The sequence below is a fragment of the Microbulbifer sp. CNSA002 genome, from assembly GCF_047324085.1.
GTDB lineage: Bacteria > Pseudomonadota > Gammaproteobacteria > Pseudomonadales > Cellvibrionaceae > Microbulbifer.
On sequence record NZ_CP172449.1, the window covers coordinates 4521123 to 4538965 of the forward strand.

13 protein-coding genes are annotated in these 17843 nt (G+C 50.0%); 9 read left to right on the forward strand and 4 right to left on the reverse strand.

Features of this window, described 5'->3' with window-relative positions; all coding sequences use genetic code 11:
- Positions 1 to 50 precede the first annotated feature (50 nt).
- Positions 51 to 992 (forward strand): penicillin-insensitive murein endopeptidase, encoded by a 942-nt coding sequence (gene mepA / locus ACG1BZ_RS20050; protein ID WP_413663359.1) that lies wholly within the window; start codon positions 51 to 53, stop codon positions 990 to 992.
- Positions 993 to 996: 4 nt separating this feature from the next.
- A complete protein-coding gene (locus ACG1BZ_RS20055) occupies positions 997 to 2007 on the forward strand; it encodes a D-alanine--D-alanine ligase (RefSeq protein WP_413663360.1) in 1011 nt (336 codons plus the stop codon).
- A 53-nt stretch (positions 2008 to 2060) separates the two neighbouring features.
- Here ACG1BZ_RS20055 and ACG1BZ_RS20060 read toward each other — a convergent pair whose 3' ends face one another.
- A complete protein-coding gene (locus ACG1BZ_RS20060; RefSeq protein ID WP_282931208.1) occupies positions 2061 to 2630 on the reverse strand; it encodes an HNH endonuclease in 570 nt (189 codons plus the stop codon).
- Between the two features lie 786 nt (positions 2631 to 3416).
- Here ACG1BZ_RS20060 and ACG1BZ_RS20065 point away from each other — a divergent pair.
- The 7 genes from ACG1BZ_RS20065 to tcuB all read left to right on the forward strand — a co-directional run bounded on the left by ACG1BZ_RS20065 (position 3417) and on the right by tcuB (position 12724).
- Positions 3417 to 4904, forward strand: coding sequence for a PQQ-dependent sugar dehydrogenase (locus ACG1BZ_RS20065; protein WP_413663361.1), 1488 nt, complete (start codon positions 3417 to 3419; stop codon positions 4902 to 4904).
- A 50-nt stretch (positions 4905 to 4954) separates the two neighbouring features.
- Complete coding sequence (locus ACG1BZ_RS20070; RefSeq protein ID WP_413663362.1) at positions 4955 to 5269, forward strand: exodeoxyribonuclease VII small subunit; 315 nt, start codon at positions 4955 to 4957, stop codon at positions 5267 to 5269.
- Between the two features lie 15 nt (positions 5270 to 5284).
- Entirely contained in the window at positions 5285 to 6178 is an 894-nt protein-coding gene (locus tag ACG1BZ_RS20075) for a polyprenyl synthetase family protein (RefSeq protein ID WP_413665892.1), read from the forward strand.
- Between the two features lie 95 nt (positions 6179 to 6273).
- On the forward strand, positions 6274 to 8190 hold the full coding sequence (gene dxs, locus ACG1BZ_RS20080; RefSeq protein WP_413663363.1) for a 1-deoxy-D-xylulose-5-phosphate synthase: 1917 nt from the start codon (positions 6274 to 6276) through the stop codon (positions 8188 to 8190).
- Between the two features lie 140 nt (positions 8191 to 8330).
- Positions 8331 to 10181 carry a DUF885 domain-containing protein gene (locus ACG1BZ_RS20085; protein WP_413663364.1) on the forward strand — a complete coding sequence of 617 codons (1851 nt, stop codon included), beginning with the start codon at positions 8331 to 8333 and terminating at the stop codon, positions 10179 to 10181.
- A 100-nt stretch (positions 10182 to 10281) separates the two neighbouring features.
- On the forward strand, positions 10282 to 11670 hold the full coding sequence (gene tcuA / locus ACG1BZ_RS20090; RefSeq protein WP_413663365.1) for an FAD-dependent tricarballylate dehydrogenase TcuA: 1389 nt from the start codon (positions 10282 to 10284) through the stop codon (positions 11668 to 11670).
- Positions 11657 to 12724, forward strand: coding sequence for a tricarballylate utilization 4Fe-4S protein TcuB (gene tcuB, locus ACG1BZ_RS20095; protein WP_413663366.1), 1068 nt, complete (start codon positions 11657 to 11659; stop codon positions 12722 to 12724). The genes tcuA and tcuB overlap by 14 nt, the downstream gene beginning before the upstream one ends.
- An 18-nt stretch (positions 12725 to 12742) precedes the next feature.
- Here the strand turns inward: tcuB and ACG1BZ_RS20100 are convergent, their stop codons facing one another.
- The 3 genes from ACG1BZ_RS20100 to ACG1BZ_RS20110 form a co-directional block, all read right to left on the reverse strand.
- Positions 12743 to 14821, reverse strand: coding sequence for a TonB-dependent receptor (locus tag ACG1BZ_RS20100; protein ID WP_413663367.1), 2079 nt, complete (start codon positions 14819 to 14821; stop codon positions 12743 to 12745).
- Between the two features lie 584 nt (positions 14822 to 15405).
- A complete protein-coding gene (speA, locus tag ACG1BZ_RS20105; protein ID WP_413663368.1) occupies positions 15406 to 17340 on the reverse strand; it encodes a biosynthetic arginine decarboxylase in 1935 nt (644 codons plus the stop codon).
- Between the two features lie 10 nt (positions 17341 to 17350).
- On the reverse strand, positions 17351 to 17680 hold the full coding sequence (locus tag ACG1BZ_RS20110) for a DUF2218 domain-containing protein (protein WP_413663369.1): 330 nt from the start codon (positions 17678 to 17680) through the stop codon (positions 17351 to 17353).
- Positions 17681 to 17843: the final 163 nt, after the last annotated feature.

The following is a 17843-nucleotide window of genomic DNA, read 5'->3' on the forward strand; positions in this document are numbered from 1 at the left end:
CGCCACTTGAGGTGGCCCGACAACTGTGACTTATTGGTATCCAGGGACCTATGCACCCGAAAGCTCAAAATTCAGTATCCACTACCGAGGCCGTCAGCCCCTTTAAAGCGGGATTATTACGGCAATTAACCCACACCCTGATTCTCGCCTCGGCCCTGGCGAGCGGCGCCGCAAGTGCCAACGACTGGGATAAGGTCGAAGGGCCCAGTGCACAGACACCATCGAGTATTGGCACCTACACCAATGGCTGCCTAAGTGGCGGGGAGACCCTGCCATTGAGGGGAGAGGGCTATCAGTTGGTGAGGACTGGCCGCGATCGACATTTTGCCCACCCCCAGACCATTAACTTCCTGAAGGAGTTTTCCCAGAGCGTGGCGCAGAAAGATCTGGGCAGAATCCAGATCGGTGACATGTCTATGGCTCGAGGGGGCCCTTTCGGCAGTGGTGGGCACAACAGCCACCAAACTGGCCTGGACGTAGACATCTGGTATTCCCAGGATCGGCGAGCCGCAGAGCGTCCCCTCACCCCGTGGGAGCGTGATAATATTTCTGCTGTTGCCTTAGCTGATGAGCGCAAACACCGCCTAATCCCTGAGAACTGGGACGACCGGGTTCCCAAAATCCTGCGCTTGGCCTCAGAGGACCAGCGGGTCGAACGAATTTTTGTACACCCGACCATCAAGCGCCACCTGTGCGAAATATCCGGCGAAGATAACGAGTGGCTGCGCAAAGTGCGCCCCTGGTGGGGGCACAATTACCATTTTCATGTGCGCCTGGCCTGCCCAGAGGGAAGCACCAACTGTAAGCCCCAGGCACCAGTGACCACTGCAGCCTGTGGCAGTGACCTGGATTGGTGGTTTAGCGATGACTTCTATGCAATTCTCAATGGCACTAAACCCCAGCCGAAACAGAAAAAGCCGAAACCAAAGACCTTGCCTCAACAGTGCGAACAGGTATTAACCGCACCTTCGGCAGGCACTACGACGGAATAATTTTATGATTAACACCTTGCTTATCTGCGGCGGTGGCGGCAGCGAGCACGACGTATCCCTCAGAACTGCTGATTTTATCGAGGACAAGTTGTCAGCGGCAGAGGACATCGCCCTATTGCGGGTGGAAATGGATAGCAGTGGCTGCCTTACCGACAGCCAGGGCCGGGTTTACCATATCTTTTACGATCGCAAAATTCGCGATGAAGAAGGTAACTCCTGGGATGTGGACTACGTAATTCCTGCAATTCACGGTTACCCGGGAGAAACCGGCGATTTGCAGTCGCAACTGGATATGTTCGGCATCCCCTATTTCGGCTCTGCACCTGAGCCCAGCAAAATCTGCTTTAACAAAATTAAAACCAAGATGTGGCTCAGCGCTCTGGGTATTGAAAACACACCTTACGAGTTTTTGCACAGCACTGAAGTCGAGGAACTACAAAAAGCTCACGATGCCCTGGAGAACTGGGGCGAGGTATTTGTAAAAGCCTCCAATCAGGGATCTTCCGTAGGTTGCTTTAAGGTCCGTGACAAAGAGGAGTTAGAGGCCGCGATCGAGGATGCCTTTAAACTCTCCCCTTATGTGCTGATAGAAAAAGCATTGAAAGCCAGAGAGCTGGAAGTTGCGGTTTACCACTACAACGATGATGTGATCGCAACCCGCCCGGGAGAAGTACGCGCCCCAACGGATACTTTTTACACTTATAAGGAAAAGTATGCCGAGGGCAGCCGCGCGGTCACCTTTATCGAAGCTGCTGATCTTCACGAAGAACAGCTTCAATGGATAGCCGAAGTATCCCTGCGCACTTTTAAGGCCCTAAAGCTGAAGGATTTGTCCCGCATAGACTTTTTCCTGACAGAAACCGGCGAACTCTACCTCAATGAGGTCAATACTTTTCCCGGTATGACCCCAAACTCCATGTTCCCCAAAATGATGGAAAACCACGGGCACAATTTCACCGAATACCTGGCCGGTCTGATCCGCTCTGCGGTATCTTCACCTAACGACAAGACATAATTAAAAGGGGCTTATTGGCCCCTTTTCTTTTTTGCTCATTTCGATCCGACGGGCTAGTGCAACAACCACCCCTGTTGACGTCGCCGTGAAAACTGGCCGCGCAGAAACTCCATCTGATCGCCGCGAATCCGCTCACTGTTAATCAGGGCAAGGTATTCAGCTGCATTGGGGCAGAAGGGCAAGGCCAACAGCTCCATGTCGATATTTTCCAATAATTGATTGCCCTTATGCTGGTTACAGCGCCTGCAGGCCGCAACCACATTTTCCCAGGAATCAACTCCGCCTTTGGAAACAGGAATAACATGGTCCCGTGTCAAATCCACACTTTTAAAGAAATTACCGCAATAAAGACAAGTATGGGAATCGCGAAAAAACAGTGCTCGATTTGTTAGAGGTGGGCGCCGGCGCGGACGGGCCATACGTGCACCGCCACAGGCGATAATAGCGGCCAGATCAAGGCTGGAACGATCGCCATTGCGATTAAAGCCTCCTCTCACCCGCTGGACAACACCTCCCAGCGACCACGTAACCAGCTCCCGCACGTACAGACAGGATGCCTCTTGCCAACTCAGCCACTCCAGCGGTTGTCCCGCCAGATTTAAACGCAATATTCTCGCGTGCATAACCTCGCCTCCCCACTGTCGAATAGAACAAGGCAGCCCCGGAACTGTTTCCGTGTAATCACAAAGGTTTTTATAAAGAAGAAAAAAGAAGTTTTGGAGTGACAGATCGAAGGGACTGGATGACGATGACAGAGGCTGGCGCAATTCGCAGCATTAGAAAAAACTGCCACCTTCGAAAGTAAAAGCTTGCTCCCAGACAAGGTGGAGGAGTCTGAAAGCTTTTTTACCAACGAAAATACAGATGCCCACAGGCGTAGTTTTGCCTTGGGTAATACGGGCACTTCTGCTGGTAGATTACTGAATGCGCCACCCTCCGCCGGCCCATGGGTAATTTGGCCGGCCTATCAACATTAAAGCGGATAACTATTACAAATTCCAGACAGCGACATACCGCTGATGGAATAACAGCAAATTACAGAAGAAAGGTGTAAATTGTGGAAAGCGTTGCAGGCAGGTTAAAGCAGAATGTAAAACACCGCCCAGGCAATCCGGCCCGGGCGGTGCGTCTCACAGGATGGTGCCCATATCCCTAGGGCGAGCGGCGCAATCCATTTATCCATTGCCGCAGTAGTGCAGTCCCTTTCGCGTCCTTGCAAGTTAATTATGGACATCAAGGGAGAAAAAAGTAGGGGAAATCTGCTGAATTTTGTGTAAGAGATATCTCACAAACTGAGCTACCTGTTACAAAAGGGAGGGGAGACAGGAAATTAATCCCGTGTTAACTATAGGGGTAAATAGATAAGCGCGGCAACTATAAACATCTTTATTTCAAGTTCAATCGATACCATGAAGAAAACGTTGAAATATACGCTAATATTTTTTATCGCCCTCGGCGCGGTGCTTTCTACCGCCTTAGCCACCTTTAAATCCAGCGTCAGCGTGCCTTGGCGCCAACTGGTCGGTGGTATCAAAACAACAGAAAAAGAAGTGACAGGCCGGCTGACCGCAGCAGATGGATACTCGGTCCAGTTATTTGCAGGGGATGTTCCCGGCGCACGCTGGCTCACAGTGACCCGCAATGGAGACATCATCGTCTCTCAGCCTAAACATGGCAAAGTTTCACTTTTATTACAAGATAAAGACGGCGACGGCCGCAGTGACGGGCAAAAGACTCTTATTGATAATCTTCAACGGCCCCACGGATTATTGCTACACGACGGTTGGTTATATATTGCCGAAAGTGACGCAGTTGGACGGGTTCCCTTTGATCATTCCGATGGGCGCCTGGCTGGACGCTACCAGAGAATTATTGAAAACCTTGAGGACAATGGACACTGGACAAAAACTATTGATATGAGTCCCGATGGATGGCTTTTTCTCAGCAGTGGTTCCAGCTGCAACGTTTGTATTGAAAAAGATCCTCGCCGCGCAACCATCATGAGAATGAAACTAAACGGGGATAATTTTGAAATATACGCCACCGGCCTGCGTAATAGTGTGGGGTTCGATTGGTCTCCAAAAGATGGCGGACTTTACGCAACAGATAATGGCCGCGATTGGCTCGGCGACAACCTACCGCCAGATGAGCTCAACCTGATTCGCAAAGACCAATTCTACGGATGGCCCTACGCCTACGGTGACCGGGTTCCCGATCCGGATCTTGGGGTGGATGCAAGCCCTGAAATCCAGCAAAAGATTGCTGACTCAATTCCTCCCGTGTACGAATTTCGCGCTCACAACGCACCACTCGGGATTAAATTTTTGCGCAGTGTGGAACAGCCTAAGGATTATCGCCATGCAGCGCTGGTCGCCCTGCACGGCTCGTGGAACCGTAGCGTGAAAGATGGCTATAAAGTTGTCTCCCTACACTGGAGTGACGACGGGAAAATTCAACAGAGGGATTTCCTGTGGGGATTTCTCAGTAATGACCGCCAAACGGTTTACGGCCGCCCTGTCGCCATCGCCGAGGATAAACTGGGCAACATCTATATTTCCGATGACTACGCCGGTGCAGTTTATCGTGTGAGCCAAGGGGCCCCTCGCCAAGCTGTATTGACAACACAGCAGCCACAACTGCAAAAAACAACCACGGCCAACGCACTTTCAATAGATGCCGAGGTGGTGCAACTGGGCGCGCAGCTCTATCGGTCTAACGATTGTGCCCACTGCCATCAGGCCCAGTTTCCCCTGCGCAACCTGTCCGCTAAATACACAGCGCAGACCCTGGCTGACTACTTCGATGCCCCAACACCACCAATGCCTAACTACAACTTTACTGCGGTGCAGAAAAAAGCCCTGGCGCACTATCTTTTATCCCGGGAGTCGAGCCTCTAGGAATTGCACGCCTAAACGACACTGAGAAGAGGCTCCCGGATGAGGGGGCCATGGAATTGACCCCCGCAGCGCCAGCCGCTAAGGTTGCCCCGCAATTAAGAGGCGATGCTATGGCGGCAAAGAAAAAAACAGCAACTTTTGAAGAGAGTCTCGAGGCGTTGGAACAGCTGGTTGAGCGACTCGAAGGCGGAGATCTCCCATTGGAGGAGGCTCTCGCTGATTTCGAAAAGGGAGTGAAACTCACCCGGGAGTGCCAACAGAAGCTCGCCAAAGCCGAGCAGAAAGTGAAGCTGTTAATTGAAGAGAGCGGCAATATCCGCGAGCTCCCCTTTGATGCCGACGACAACTCCGGGGACCCAGTTTAAGTGAGTTCCGCAAACCTGCCAGAGGAGCTGAAAGCCTTTCTACAGGCCTCCTCCACACGCGTCGAAAGCCGAATCCAGCAGGCGCTCAACACCCCGATCGACGGCTCAGAAAAGCTGTTCGAAGCAATGCGCTATGCCGCACTGGGCCCCGGCAAACGCCTGCGCCCCGCTCTCGTCTACGCTTGTGCCCAGGTTTTTCGGGGTGTCGATTTTGACCTGGCCTATTGCGATAGCACAGCGGCAGCCCTAGAGTGCATTCACGCCTACTCCCTGGTCCATGACGACCTGCCGGCAATGGATGACGACGACCTTCGTCGAGGTCGCCCCACCTGTCATATCGCCTATGACGAAGCCACAGCCATTCTCGCTGGCGACGCACTGCAAACCCAAGCTTTCGAGTTACTTCTCGCAGAACCGCTTGCCCCTCAATTGCAGTTACAACTTATGCGTGAGCTCGCCACTGCGGCGGGGGCCCGAGGTATGGTCGCCGGCCAGGCTATCGACCTGGACTCCGTTGACCAAACCCTCACCCTGGATCAGCTGGAGCCCATGCACCGCCTAAAGACCGGAGCTCTGATTTGTGCCAGCGCACGTATGGGCGCACTGCTGGGGGGGGGCAGCGAGAGGGAGCTGGAGGTTATTACCCGCTACGCCCAAGCTATTGGCCTGGCATTCCAGGTCCAGGACGATATTCTCGATATCACTGCTGAAACCGCGGTTCTGGGCAAAACCCAGGGCGCCGATGCCCTGCGCAACAAACCCACTTATGTCTCTCTGCTCGGCGTCGACGGCGCCCGGGACAAGCTGGCAAAACTGCACGCCCAGGCCTCCCAGGCACTGCAAAGTCTCCATGGCGATACCCTGCTACTACAGCAGCTCGCAGACTATATCGTGCAGCGCGGACACTAAGTCACAGCCTTGCCTGTGGGGTTTGGGATGCAATATGCCCGCCACGGGCATACAATCCCCCTCAATATCACCATCTGTTGCAACTGATACATTTGATGCTCGAAGAAATTCCACGCACACGCCCGCAGACACCGCTTCTCGACTCGATCGACGACCCGGCGCAGCTGCGCGCCCTCGATGAACGCCAATTGCCGGAACTCGCCAGCCAATTGCGCGAGTACCTGCTGTATTGTGTCGGCCAGACCGGCGGGCACTTTGGTGCCGGTCTCGGTGTGGTGGAACTGACCATCGCCCTGCATTACATATTCAATACCCCGGAGGACCGGCTGGTTTGGGATGTGGGCCACCAGACCTACCCCCATAAAATCCTCACCGGTCGCCGCGAACAGATGCTGTCCATGCGCCAGCAAGGGGGCCTGTCCGGCTTCCCCAAGCGCAGTGAGAGCCCCTACGATACCTTTGGAGTCGGCCACTCCAGCACTTCGATCAGCGCCGCCCTGGGTATGGCCCTGGGCTCCCCTGACGATCGCAAGGTAGTGGCGGTGATTGGTGATGGCGCCATGACGGCGGGAATGGCTTTCGAAGCCCTGAACCACGCCTCCCATACCGGCAAGGACATGTTGGTTGTTCTCAATGACAACAGTATGTCTATCTCAAAAAATGTCGGCGGCCTGGCTACCTATTTCGCCAAAATCCTGGCCAGCAAAACCTACCTGAACATGCGCGAGGGCAGCCGTAAGATACTGTCTGCCATCCCCAAAGCCTGGCAATTGGCGCGACGCACCGAAGAGCATGTCAAAGGCATGATCACGCCGGGTACCCTGTTCGAAGAACTGGGTTTTAACTACGTGGGCCCCCTGGATGGCCACAACATGCACGACCTGGTCCACACCCTGCGCAACCTGCGCAGCCAGCCTGGCCCGCAACTCCTGCATATTGCCACCACCAAGGGCAAAGGCTTCGGCCCCGCTGAAGAAGACCCGGTGGGCTACCACGCGCTGAACAAGCTGGAGCCGGAAGCCAAGGTGCAAGTGGCCGTACCCGGCAAGAAGAAACTGCCCAAGTACCAGGATATTTTTGGCCAGTGGCTGTGCGATGCCGCAGAACAGGACGAGCGCCTGGTCGCTATTACCCCGGCCATGTGTGAGGGCTCCGGTATGGTGGAGTTCTCCAAGCGCTTCCCGGACCGCTTCCACGACGTAGCCATTGCCGAACAGCACGCCGTCACTCTCGCTGCGGGCCTCGCCTGTGAAGACCAGAAGCCGGTAGTTGCTATTTATTCGACATTTTTACAGCGCGGCTACGACCAAATGGTGCACGATGTGGCAATCCAAAACCTGGATGTCACTTTCGCCATCGACCGCGCCGGCCTGGTGGGCGAAGACGGCCCCACGCACGCGGGTAGTTTTGACCTCACATTTATGCGCTGCCTGCCCTACCTGGCTATCGCCGCGCCCAGTGACGAAAACGAATGCCGCCAGCTGCTCTATACCGCCTACAAACACAACGGCCCCACTGCTGTGCGCTATCCGCGCGGAACCGGTATGGGTACCGCCATCAACAAGGAAATGACAGAGCTACCGATCGGCAAGGGGCGCCTGTTGCGCCAGGGCAGTGGTGTAGCCATCCTCAGCTTCGGAACCTTACTCGGCCCCGCTATGGCCGCTGCAGAGCAGCTGGGGGCCTCCGTAGCCGATATGCGCTGGGTAAAACCCCTGGACGAGACACTGATCGATGAACTTGCCGAGAGTCACCAACTCTTAGTTACCATCGAAGAGAACACCATTGCTGGTGGTGCTGGCAGTGCCGTACTCGAATACCTCAATAGCACTGCGCGGTCGGTACCGATGCTGCAACTGGGGCTTCCAGATCAAATTATTGAGCACGGCAAGCACAAAGACCTGCTGGCGGCCATCGGCCTCAATGCCTCCGGTATTGAGGAACAGATTCGCAGGCGCTTGCAACTGATCAATCACCAGGAGTTTGGCAGTCGCACAGCGGCAGCCAACTGACCCAGCCCGCCTTTGGCAGCCAGCTAATGCGGCTGGCTGCTCTTCAAATGCCCGGCAATAAATTGCCGGCAGTGGTAACAAACCACCCATTGACTAAACCCGGCCACTATTGGGGCCACACGTTTTCACTTGAGGGGATTATGTCGTTTATCAGAAAAGCCCTATTTACATCCCTGGGACTTGTTGTGAGCCTCAATGCCTCAGCGATGGACCAGGACACCTTCCGAAAAGCTTACAAATCCCTTCCTGAGAGCAGCGCCTCCGAGCGCCTCACCGCCCTGCAGGATTTACGCTATCGCTGGATCATGGAGAGTTATCCCAGCCAGGCAACCTACGAGGGCTATCCCGGGCAAAATCATCGCTGGGTGGATAACTCTCTTAAGTCTGTGGAACTGCGTCAAAAGCAGACCAGAATCCTTTTAGGGGCTGCACGTAATATCGATCAAAGCGATCTGCCAGCCGAACAGCAATTGGATTACCAGCTGCTCTACCAGGATTTGTTGGGGGAAGTAAAAGGCTTCCAGTTCCCGGATCACCTGCAACCGCTTACCCATATGAGCGGCATCCAACGCAGTATACCGGAAGTGATCAACAGCATGCCCAAGCGCACTGCAACCGATTACGAAACAATAATCAGCCGTCTGGAAAGGTTGCCAATCCTGATTGAACAAACCCAGGGGCTGATGCGCCGGGGTCTGCGCAAAGGAGTCACACCACCACAAATCACCCTGCGCGACCTACCGCGTCAAATACGCGCACTGGTACCTGCCGCGCCGGAGCACAGTCCATTGCTGACTGCATTTAATCAAATACCTGAGGCCATTCCAGCAACTAAGCGGAAAAGCCTGCAGCAACGCGCCTATGCCATTTACAGTAAACAACTGGTACCGGCCTGGCAGGGTATGGCTGAATTTGTTGAGCGAAAATATATTCCCGAGGCCCAGGTGGATACGGCTTTAACCAGCCGCCCTGACGGTCTGCGCTGGTACGCCCATAAAGTGGAAGAGAATACCACCACCGACCTCAGCCCCGAGGAGATCCACCGCATTGGGCTTGCGGAAGTGAAGCGAATTCGCGGGGAGATGGATAGAGTTATCCAGAAGACTGGCTTCCAGGGAGACTTCAAAGCATTCACCGAGTTTCTGCGTACCGACCCGCGCTTTTACCACACCAGCCGGGAGGGGTTACTGCGGGATTACCGCGATATTGCCAAGCGCATTGATGCAGAGCTGCCCGCTCTGTTCGGCACCTTGCCACGCCTGCCCTACGGTGTGAAACCGATACCCAGCTACTCCGAACAATCCCAAACCACAGCTTATTATCTGCCCGGCTCCAACGAAGCTGGCCGTGCAGGTATCTTCTTTGCCAATACCTACAACCTGCCCAGCCGCCCGAAATGGGAAATGGAGGCGCTCACAGTGCACGAGGCGATGCCGGGTCACCACCTGCAAATTGCCCTGGCTCAAGAGCAAACTGATATTCACCCGCTGCGCCGTATGACTTTCTACACTGCATTTGTAGAGGGGTGGGGCCTTTACTCCGAGAGTCTTGGCTACGACCTGGGCCTGTATAAAAATCCCTACAGCGAGTTCGGTGCTCTCTCTTACGATATGTGGCGTGCAGTGCGTTTGGTAGTGGACACCGGTATGCATCAGCTGGGCTGGAGCCGCGAGGAAGCGATCGAATACTTTATGGAGAACAGCGCCAAACCGCTCCACGATGTGACCGTCGAGATAGACCGCTACTTAATTTGGCCCGGCCAAGCCCTGGCCTACAAGTTAGGGCAGCTCAAAATTAAAGAGCTGCGCAAAGAGGCGGAGGAAACCCTGGATAGCAATTTCGACATTCGCAGTTTCCATGACGCTCTGTTGGGATCTGGAGCACTGCCACTGAATATTCTTGAAGAGCGCATGGACAACTGGCTGGAAAGCCAGGCCTCTGTATCTGTTCATATCGACATGCAGCAAGCTGAACAACCCGCCACCAGCTGACGATTTTTGCCGCAGGAATTACCTGCCCGCCTATTTATTCTCTATTTTCACCTACCTTTTGCAATGAGACACAAGTCCATTGCAAAAGGGTTTTCTATCGGTGAACAATCACTACGACCTCGCCGTAATTGGGGGTGGCAATGCCGCTCTGTGCGCAGCGATAACTGCTGCCGAACTCGGGGCCAAGGTGATTATTCTGGAAACTGCGCCCAAACCCTATCGAGGCGGTAATTCCCGTCACACCAGGGATATACGCTGTATGCACCGAGGTCCCCTTGGGCCACTGGAAGGTGACTACAGTGAAGACGAGTACTACGAAGATCTATTAAAGGTTACCGGGGGTAAAACCAATGAGCAGTTAGCTCGGTTGGTGATACGCTCTTCGGAAAGCGCACTTCCCTGGATGCAAAAACACGGAGTCCACTTCCAAGCTCCTCTGTCCGGCACACTATCCCTCACACGCACAAATGCTTTTTTCCTTGGCGGCGGTAAGTCCCTGGTTAACGCCTATTACCGAACTGCAGGCAAATTAGGTGTTGATGTGCTGTATCGGGCACACGTTAAGCACCTGCAGCTAGAGGGCAATCATATTACTCGTGTCGACTATGTTTACGAGGGACAGCAATACCAAATTGAACCCAGCTCAGTTGTAGTTGCCTCCGGCGGATTTGAAGCCAATCTGGAGTGGCTGGAAAAAGCCTGGGGGCCAGCTGCCGAAAATTTCCTGATACGCGGAACACCTTATAACCGGGGTGTGGTGTTGGAGGATTTACTGGAGCAAGGCGTACTGTCCGTCGGAGATCCCACCCAGTGCCATGCAGTGGCAATTGACGGGCGAGCGCCGAAGTTTGATGGCGGCATAGTAACACGCCTCGATTGTGTGCCCTTTTCCATCGTCGTTAATAAACAAGCTCGGCGCTTTTATGACGAGGGAGAGGATATTTGGCCCAAACGCTATGCCATCTGGGGCCGCCTTGTCGCACAACAACCAGACCAAGTGGCATTTGCAATTATCGACTCCAAGTCTTTAAAAATGTTTATGCCGTCAGCATTCCCTCCTACCGAGGCGAATACCTTGGAGGAAATCGCGGAAAAAACCGGTTTACCCTCTGAAAAACTGATCGACACAATAGCGACCTTCAACGCTGCCTGTAGCAGTAGTGAAACTTTTCATCCCACTGAGTTAGATGGTCTCACCACCACCGGCCTGACACCAGAAAAAACCAATTGGGCCCGTCCTATCAACGAGCCACCATTTTACTGCTATAGCTTGCGCACCGGGGTTACCTTTACCTATCTGGCGCTCAAGGTTGATGAGAATGCCCAGTGCAACACTGCCACTGGGCTGGTAAAAAATCTGTGGGCTGCTGGGGAAACCATGGCCGGATCAATTCTCAGTCAGGGATATCTTGCCGGCCTGGGTATGATGATCGGCACCGTTTTTGGACGTATCGCTGGCAGGGAAGCCGCTAACTATGCAATTGGATAATTTGGAAGAGGCACGGCGACAAGCAGATATTTGTAATGCTTGTCGCTATTGCGAGGGCTACTGTGCCGTTTTTCCGGCACTTCAACTACACCGCTCTTTCTCAGAGGGAACCATCACCCAGTTGGCCAACCTTTGCCACAACTGTCGAGGTTGTTACTACGCCTGCCAGTATACCGCTCCCCACGAATTCAACATCAATATTCCCCAAGTCATGGCTGAAGCACGACAGAAAAGCTGGGAGTCTTTTGCCTGGCCCGGAGGTATCGCCAGAATTTTCCAAAAACGCGGCAGTCTGATCGCCCTGGCCACTATAATCGGATTTGCCGTTATCTTTTATGTGATAAGAGCACTGAAACCCAGTGGTGGCGAGAGCTTCTACGCAGTTATTTCCCATGCCACTATGACCGGAATTTTTCTACCCGCTTTTCTGTACCCGCTGTTTAGTCTAAGGATCAGTTTACGGCGCTACTGGAGGAAGGTCGGCGGGGAAAAAATTTCCTGGGATCACTTTAGAAGAGCATTAATCTCTGCAGGGAAACTAAAGAATCTATCCGGGGGCCACGGGGACGGATGTAACTTCGAGGAGGAAGACCGATTCAGCAACCAGCGAAGATACGCGCACCAAGCTGTTTTATACGGTTTTTTATTGTGCTTTGCCGCTACCTGCTCGGGTACTGTCATGTATTACTTTCTAAACATGCCAGGGCCATACCCAATTTTTTCGATACCCAAATTACTTGGTATTCCAGGTGGTTTACTCATATTAGTAGGGTGTAGCAAACTTATCCAACTAAAGCTCAAGGCTGATCCAGAACTGGGCTCGGCAAGAGTTTGGAGTGGGGAGATGGGGTTTGTTGGGCTACTGTTATTTATCGCACTCAGTGGTCTCCTACTATTTGCCCTGGGGGGAACAGCCGCACTCCCCCTACTATTGGATTTACACTTGGGTGCAGTTCTCGCTTTTTTTTTACTTACGCCCTACACCAAAATGGCTCATGGTTTTTATCGGATGGCAGCTTTGATTCGTGATGCTCAAATGAAACCTGAAAATTAAAAGCAAGCCCTTACTACATTACCAATCAAAATTAATTCCGAGGTAAATTGAGCGTGGCTCTCCGGGGAAGTAGCGGCTACCACTAAAACTACTGTAATCCGCGCGCTCAGCATAGGCTTTATCGGTAATATTCAGTATTCGAGTAGAAATTTCATATTGTTTCCACTGCCAGGCCAAATGGAGGTTCAGTAAGTCATGTCCTAGATACCGATGAGCATTTTGAGGATCTGTAAAATAGCTACCCTGGTGTAACCATTCAAGCTCCGCTGATACCAAAGAATTCGGGGACCAGTGAAGTCGATAACTACCAAAGGTCTTTGGCGCAGAATCTACAAGCTTTCCATCCAGTTCTACACCTTGCAACTCCCTTTGATCTGCATAGCGATGTTCTGCATAGCTGGTACTCACCTCTAGCCGTAAGCTTTCAGTGAATTCATAATCTACAGCCAACTCAACTCCCCAGTGCCGGGTTTTGCCATTGGACTGGTTAAAATAGTCGGCATCACGAAATATTACATTCTCCTTTTTCATCGTATAAGCCACCCACTCATATGACAAAGAGTCGCCTATTTTCCGCAGCCCTACTTCAAAGCTATTAATTTCCTCTGGATCCAGCTCTGCTACCGTCTGCTCTCGCTGTAATCGATATAACTCTGTCGCTTGGGGTACACGATAACCCTGGGCCAATTGAGTAAAGAGTTGTAGTTCATTACTTAACCATAATAGCGCTCCCAACTTGGGGGATATATTGTTAAAGCTATCTTTTCGGTCATTTGGCCGGCTAAACCGACAGCCTCCAAAGTCACAGGGTAATCCATTTTCATCTGTGCGCCCGGGAAGCATTTGATTGTCGTAGTCATAGTGTGCAGATTCAATCCTGACTCCACCAGTGACTTCTAATTGATCATTAACCTTCCAGGTTGCCGATGCATAGGGGGCGATATTCCAGGCTACGACTTCATAATCGTAGTGCTTTCCCTCTGGTATGGTTGCCTGCAGAAATTCAGAGCCCTCGGTAACACTCTCTTGGGCTTCCAAGAGATATCCTTTACTTAATTCAGTATCAATACCGGTTAGCAGATTAAGCTTTTCACCCAGCTCCAGATAATAACCGCTTCTTATCCCAACACTCTCCTGGCCATTTTCCTCCATTGGTTGCCCCGGTAAATAATGCTGCCGAAAACGCATGTCAGTTTTACGGAGGTAAGGAGCCAAATGTAATTGACTAGTTTGATTCATAGGTATATCAATCAGAGAGTAAAATCTGAGAGAATTGGCATCTCGAAACGCCTCTGGATTAGGGTTGGTACGACTCAATCGACGATTGCGGTAAACTCCGTCACCCTCGAGGTAACCAGCCGTCTCCTGATTTAAGCTTGTCGCTACTAGACGAGTTCGAACTCTGCTATCACCGACCTGGTGGGTATACTGGATGCTAGCCTTTTGCTGGTCCAATCCTGACTGATCCCTATATCCTCCATCAGTCATCAAATACAAATCTGCACTGATCACATCACCTTCACTACTGAGGCGATGATCTGCTGATACACCCAATCGATAGTAATCGTGGGGCCCCGCTTCAGTGTTGAGAGATCCATTCTTTCCTTCTACAGGATCGCGGCTGATAACATTGATCAATCCATGCATTGCATTAGAGCCATAGAGGGTACCAGCAGGCCCTCTAACAACTTCGACATGCCGAGCTGTCTCGCTGAAGGATTCAAATAACTCATTGATATTACAAAATCCATTTGCTCTCAGTGGAATCCCATCCTCTGCTGTCAACAAACCACCACAGGCTCCCGCACCAGTCAGTACCGGGGAACGTAGGGCTGGCAGGTATTCCTGTCCATTCCCTCTTGCTAGGTTTGCTCCAGGTACACTCACCAGGCTTTGTTGAATATGGGTATTACCACTTTTTCTGAGTACATCATTATTTACAACAGAAATACTCTCCACCCGCTGTGAAATATCCTGTTCATATCTACCCGCAGTCACAACGATAGTTTCAATCTGAGTTTCACTGCTATGTGAAAAACTGATCGGAAGCAGGACCAGTGCAATATAACCCAAAGTGATCTTATTTATGATCCTCAAGTCCACATCCCTATTCTTTAAAAGATATAATATCTTATGTTGTGACCAGATAATACCAGAAAATCATATTCATGATCCTTATGAATATTAGCTAACCCTAGTTTCCTTACTAAATGGCGTAAAATTTAATATTTTAATTCTCGTTACTTTTTACGCAATAAAAAATGCAAGTAACAATCAGACAAAGAAACAAGAAAGATCAAAACTCTTAACAATTTTTACAGAGAGGTTATCTTTCGAGTACAAGCACACTAAAGTATAAAAGTAAGTATATTCAGAGTTCTGCACTAGCCATAAAGAAGAATAGATTCTATATAATTGTATATACTATCACCACAGGAAATTAGCTGGCGCTAAAGTAACCAATATAAACCTAAAACAATAAATCAGGATAGGTGCTAACAGCATAACCATATAAAAACAAAGAATTTATTAATGTGGTCAGGAGCTAGCTTCACAGAGCAGGGCTTAAATATTTTAGCCAGATCGAAGATCTGGCATGGTCGACATACTTAGATTTAAGCCTTCATATATACAGATAAAGATTTAAACAGGTCATGCCTCTCACTGTTTTCTGCTCTATTCTAATCTCTTTCATAATAGGTATAACCTTGCATACTTGCATTGAAGGTCTTAATTATTTGCTGACGTTCACGAGCGCTAATACGCCCACTGCGAACAGCCGCTTCAACCTTATTACGAAAACGCGTCTTTACTTCATGCGGCTGATACTCGACATAACTTAAAACATCCTCAATAGTATCCCCATGAACCTCTTTCACAAACTCAAAGCTGGCATCTGAATTCAGTCTCACACTGACAACATTCGTATCACCAAATAAATTATGCAGATCACCTAGAGTTTCCTGATAAGCGCCCACTAGGAAAACACCGAGGTAATACTCCTCGCCGTGCTTTATTGAATGCAGAGGTAAGGTTCTTTCGACTTCCTGGTTGACCACGAATCTCTCAATTTTTCCATCACAATCACAGGTAATGTCGGCCAAGATAGCACGCCGACTTGGAGTCTCATTTAGTCGATGAATAGGCATAACAGGAAATAACTGATCAATAGCCCAGCTATCAGGTAAGGACTGAAATAAACTAAAATTACCATAATAGATATCAGCTAGTGAATCTGCCAAGCCTTCCAGATCTTCAGGTATTCGCTTCATTTCTGAAAGAGTCTCTTTTATACGATGCAAAACATTGTAATAAATTGTCTCTGATACAGAACGAACACGAAGATCTATTTGGCCACGCTTGAATAATTCGCGAACTTCGTCCCGATAAAACTGCGCATCATTGAAGCACTCTTGCAATCTTTGAGGCTTCAAATAAGTCAGAATTTCACGCATATTTTGAAGTAATTGATGCTCATCTTCCTCAGCTTCTTTTAGCTCTTCTGAGTCGAAACTTACAACATCAAGGATATTAAAGAGCAAAATTGATGTGTAGGCTACAGTAGCACGACCAGACTCCGTAACAATTATCGGGTGGGGTAAGTTCTTGCTATCTAATGTACTCTTAATTGTATCAATAATATCTTCGCAGTATTCCTCAAGTGAATAATTGCGGCTTTGCCCGGTACTTGACTGTCTACCGGTGTAGTCAACTGCTAAACCACCACCTAAATCAATATACTTTAATGCCGCGCCCTCTTTACATAAATCGGAGTAATAGCGACAGGCTTCTAGTACACCACCGCGGATATCGCGGATATTCGGAATCTGAGAGCCCAAATGGCAATGTAGTAACTCAAGGCAATTGAGCATTTGATGCTCTTTTAAGTAATCAACCACATGTATAAGTTGGCTTGATGACAGTCCGAATACACTTCTCTCACCACTGGTAGCACTCCAATGCCCACTCACTTGAGTCGTCATTTTAACGCGCACGCCAATATGAGGGAAAATATCTAACGCTTGACTTCGCTCTACAATAATCGGCAGTTCGGTTAAGGTTTCAATAACAAAGATACATTTCAACCCAAGTTTTGTTGCCTCTAACCCCAATTCTATAAATTCTTGGTCCTTATAGCCATTACAAATAATTAGGCTATCAAGTTCTTCGATGGTGGATAAAGCTGCAATCATTTCGGCTTTACTACCAACTTCAAATCCATGTTGATAGCGAGAACCAAATTGAGCTACTTCATCGACAATTTGGGCCTGCTGGTTTACTTTAATTGGATAAACACCTTGGTATTTATTCTGGTAATCCAGTTTTTCGATTATCTGACGGAAAGTTTCATTAAGTGAGCTAATACTTTTATCAAGAATATTCTCGACACGCAGTAAAACAGGCATGTGTAAATCGCGGTCCCGCATACCCTCTACAATTTGCATCAAGGGAACAGCGTCTGCCCCATCATCACTAGGATTTTTTATGACAACATTACCCTGTGAATCTATATCGAAATAACCATTGCCCCACTGGTTCACACCATAAATATTACCTGCCTCAGCTATATTCCACTGAGTATTAACTTCACTCTCTAGTTTATCTTTCTCTAACATCTTTTTACCATTAAGAATTCATTAGATTCCATTGAAGTGAGCATTCCACACCTTTCGCAAATCGTAAGAAGTGGGAATCGATGCAATCTATGACCTCTTTTAACTCCGCATCAGAGTTAGCACCACAACGCAAATCCAATTGATCTCCACTTCCGTTCATATCACAGAAACCCATATCAAATTCAATATGGCCGCACTCGCTGCTCCAGTGGGCATTAACTTTATGAGCGAAGTGCTTACATAAACGCCTAATCATCCTCTCGCTGTCAATGTGAATTACCGTTGAAAAAGCTAAAAATTGGCTATCATGCTCAGCCTCAACTTTATTAATAGTGCTCATATCCCCACTTCTTAATTAATTCACTTTATGCCGAGCCAACTTTCAAGCGAAAAGATGTATTCAGCAATTAACATCTTTGGTAATGATAATCATTATCAAAGATGTTAATTGCTTTTATGCCCGAAAAAAACCACTTTTACAATTGTTACGACAGCATAACAGC

Bases quoted from the DNA above. Each gene is read 5' to 3' on its own strand.
- mepA (WP_413663359.1), top strand. From the start codon at position 51: ATGCACCCGAAAGCTCAAAATTCAGTATCCACTACCGAGGCCGTCAGC.
- ACG1BZ_RS20055 (WP_413663360.1), top strand. From the start codon at position 997: ATGATTAACACCTTGCTTATCTGCGGCGGTGGCGGCAGCGAGCACGAC.
- ACG1BZ_RS20060 (WP_282931208.1), bottom strand. From the start codon at position 2,630: ATGCACGCGAGAATATTGCGTTTAAATCTGGCGGGACAACCGCTGGAG.
- ACG1BZ_RS20065 (WP_413663361.1), top strand. From the start codon at position 3,417: ATGAAGAAAACGTTGAAATATACGCTAATATTTTTTATCGCCCTCGGC.
- ACG1BZ_RS20070 (WP_413663362.1), top strand. From the start codon at position 4,955: ATGGAATTGACCCCCGCAGCGCCAGCCGCTAAGGTTGCCCCGCAATTA.
- dxs (WP_413663363.1), top strand. From the start codon at position 6,274: ATGCTCGAAGAAATTCCACGCACACGCCCGCAGACACCGCTTCTCGAC.
- ACG1BZ_RS20085 (WP_413663364.1), top strand. From the start codon at position 8,331: ATGTCGTTTATCAGAAAAGCCCTATTTACATCCCTGGGACTTGTTGTG.
- tcuB (WP_413663366.1), top strand. From the start codon at position 11,657: ATGCAATTGGATAATTTGGAAGAGGCACGGCGACAAGCAGATATTTGT.
- speA (WP_413663368.1), bottom strand. From the start codon at position 17,340: ATGTTAGAGAAAGATAAACTAGAGAGTGAAGTTAATACTCAGTGGAAT.
- ACG1BZ_RS20110 (WP_413663369.1), bottom strand. From the start codon at position 17,680: ATGAGCACTATTAATAAAGTTGAGGCTGAGCATGATAGCCAATTTTTA.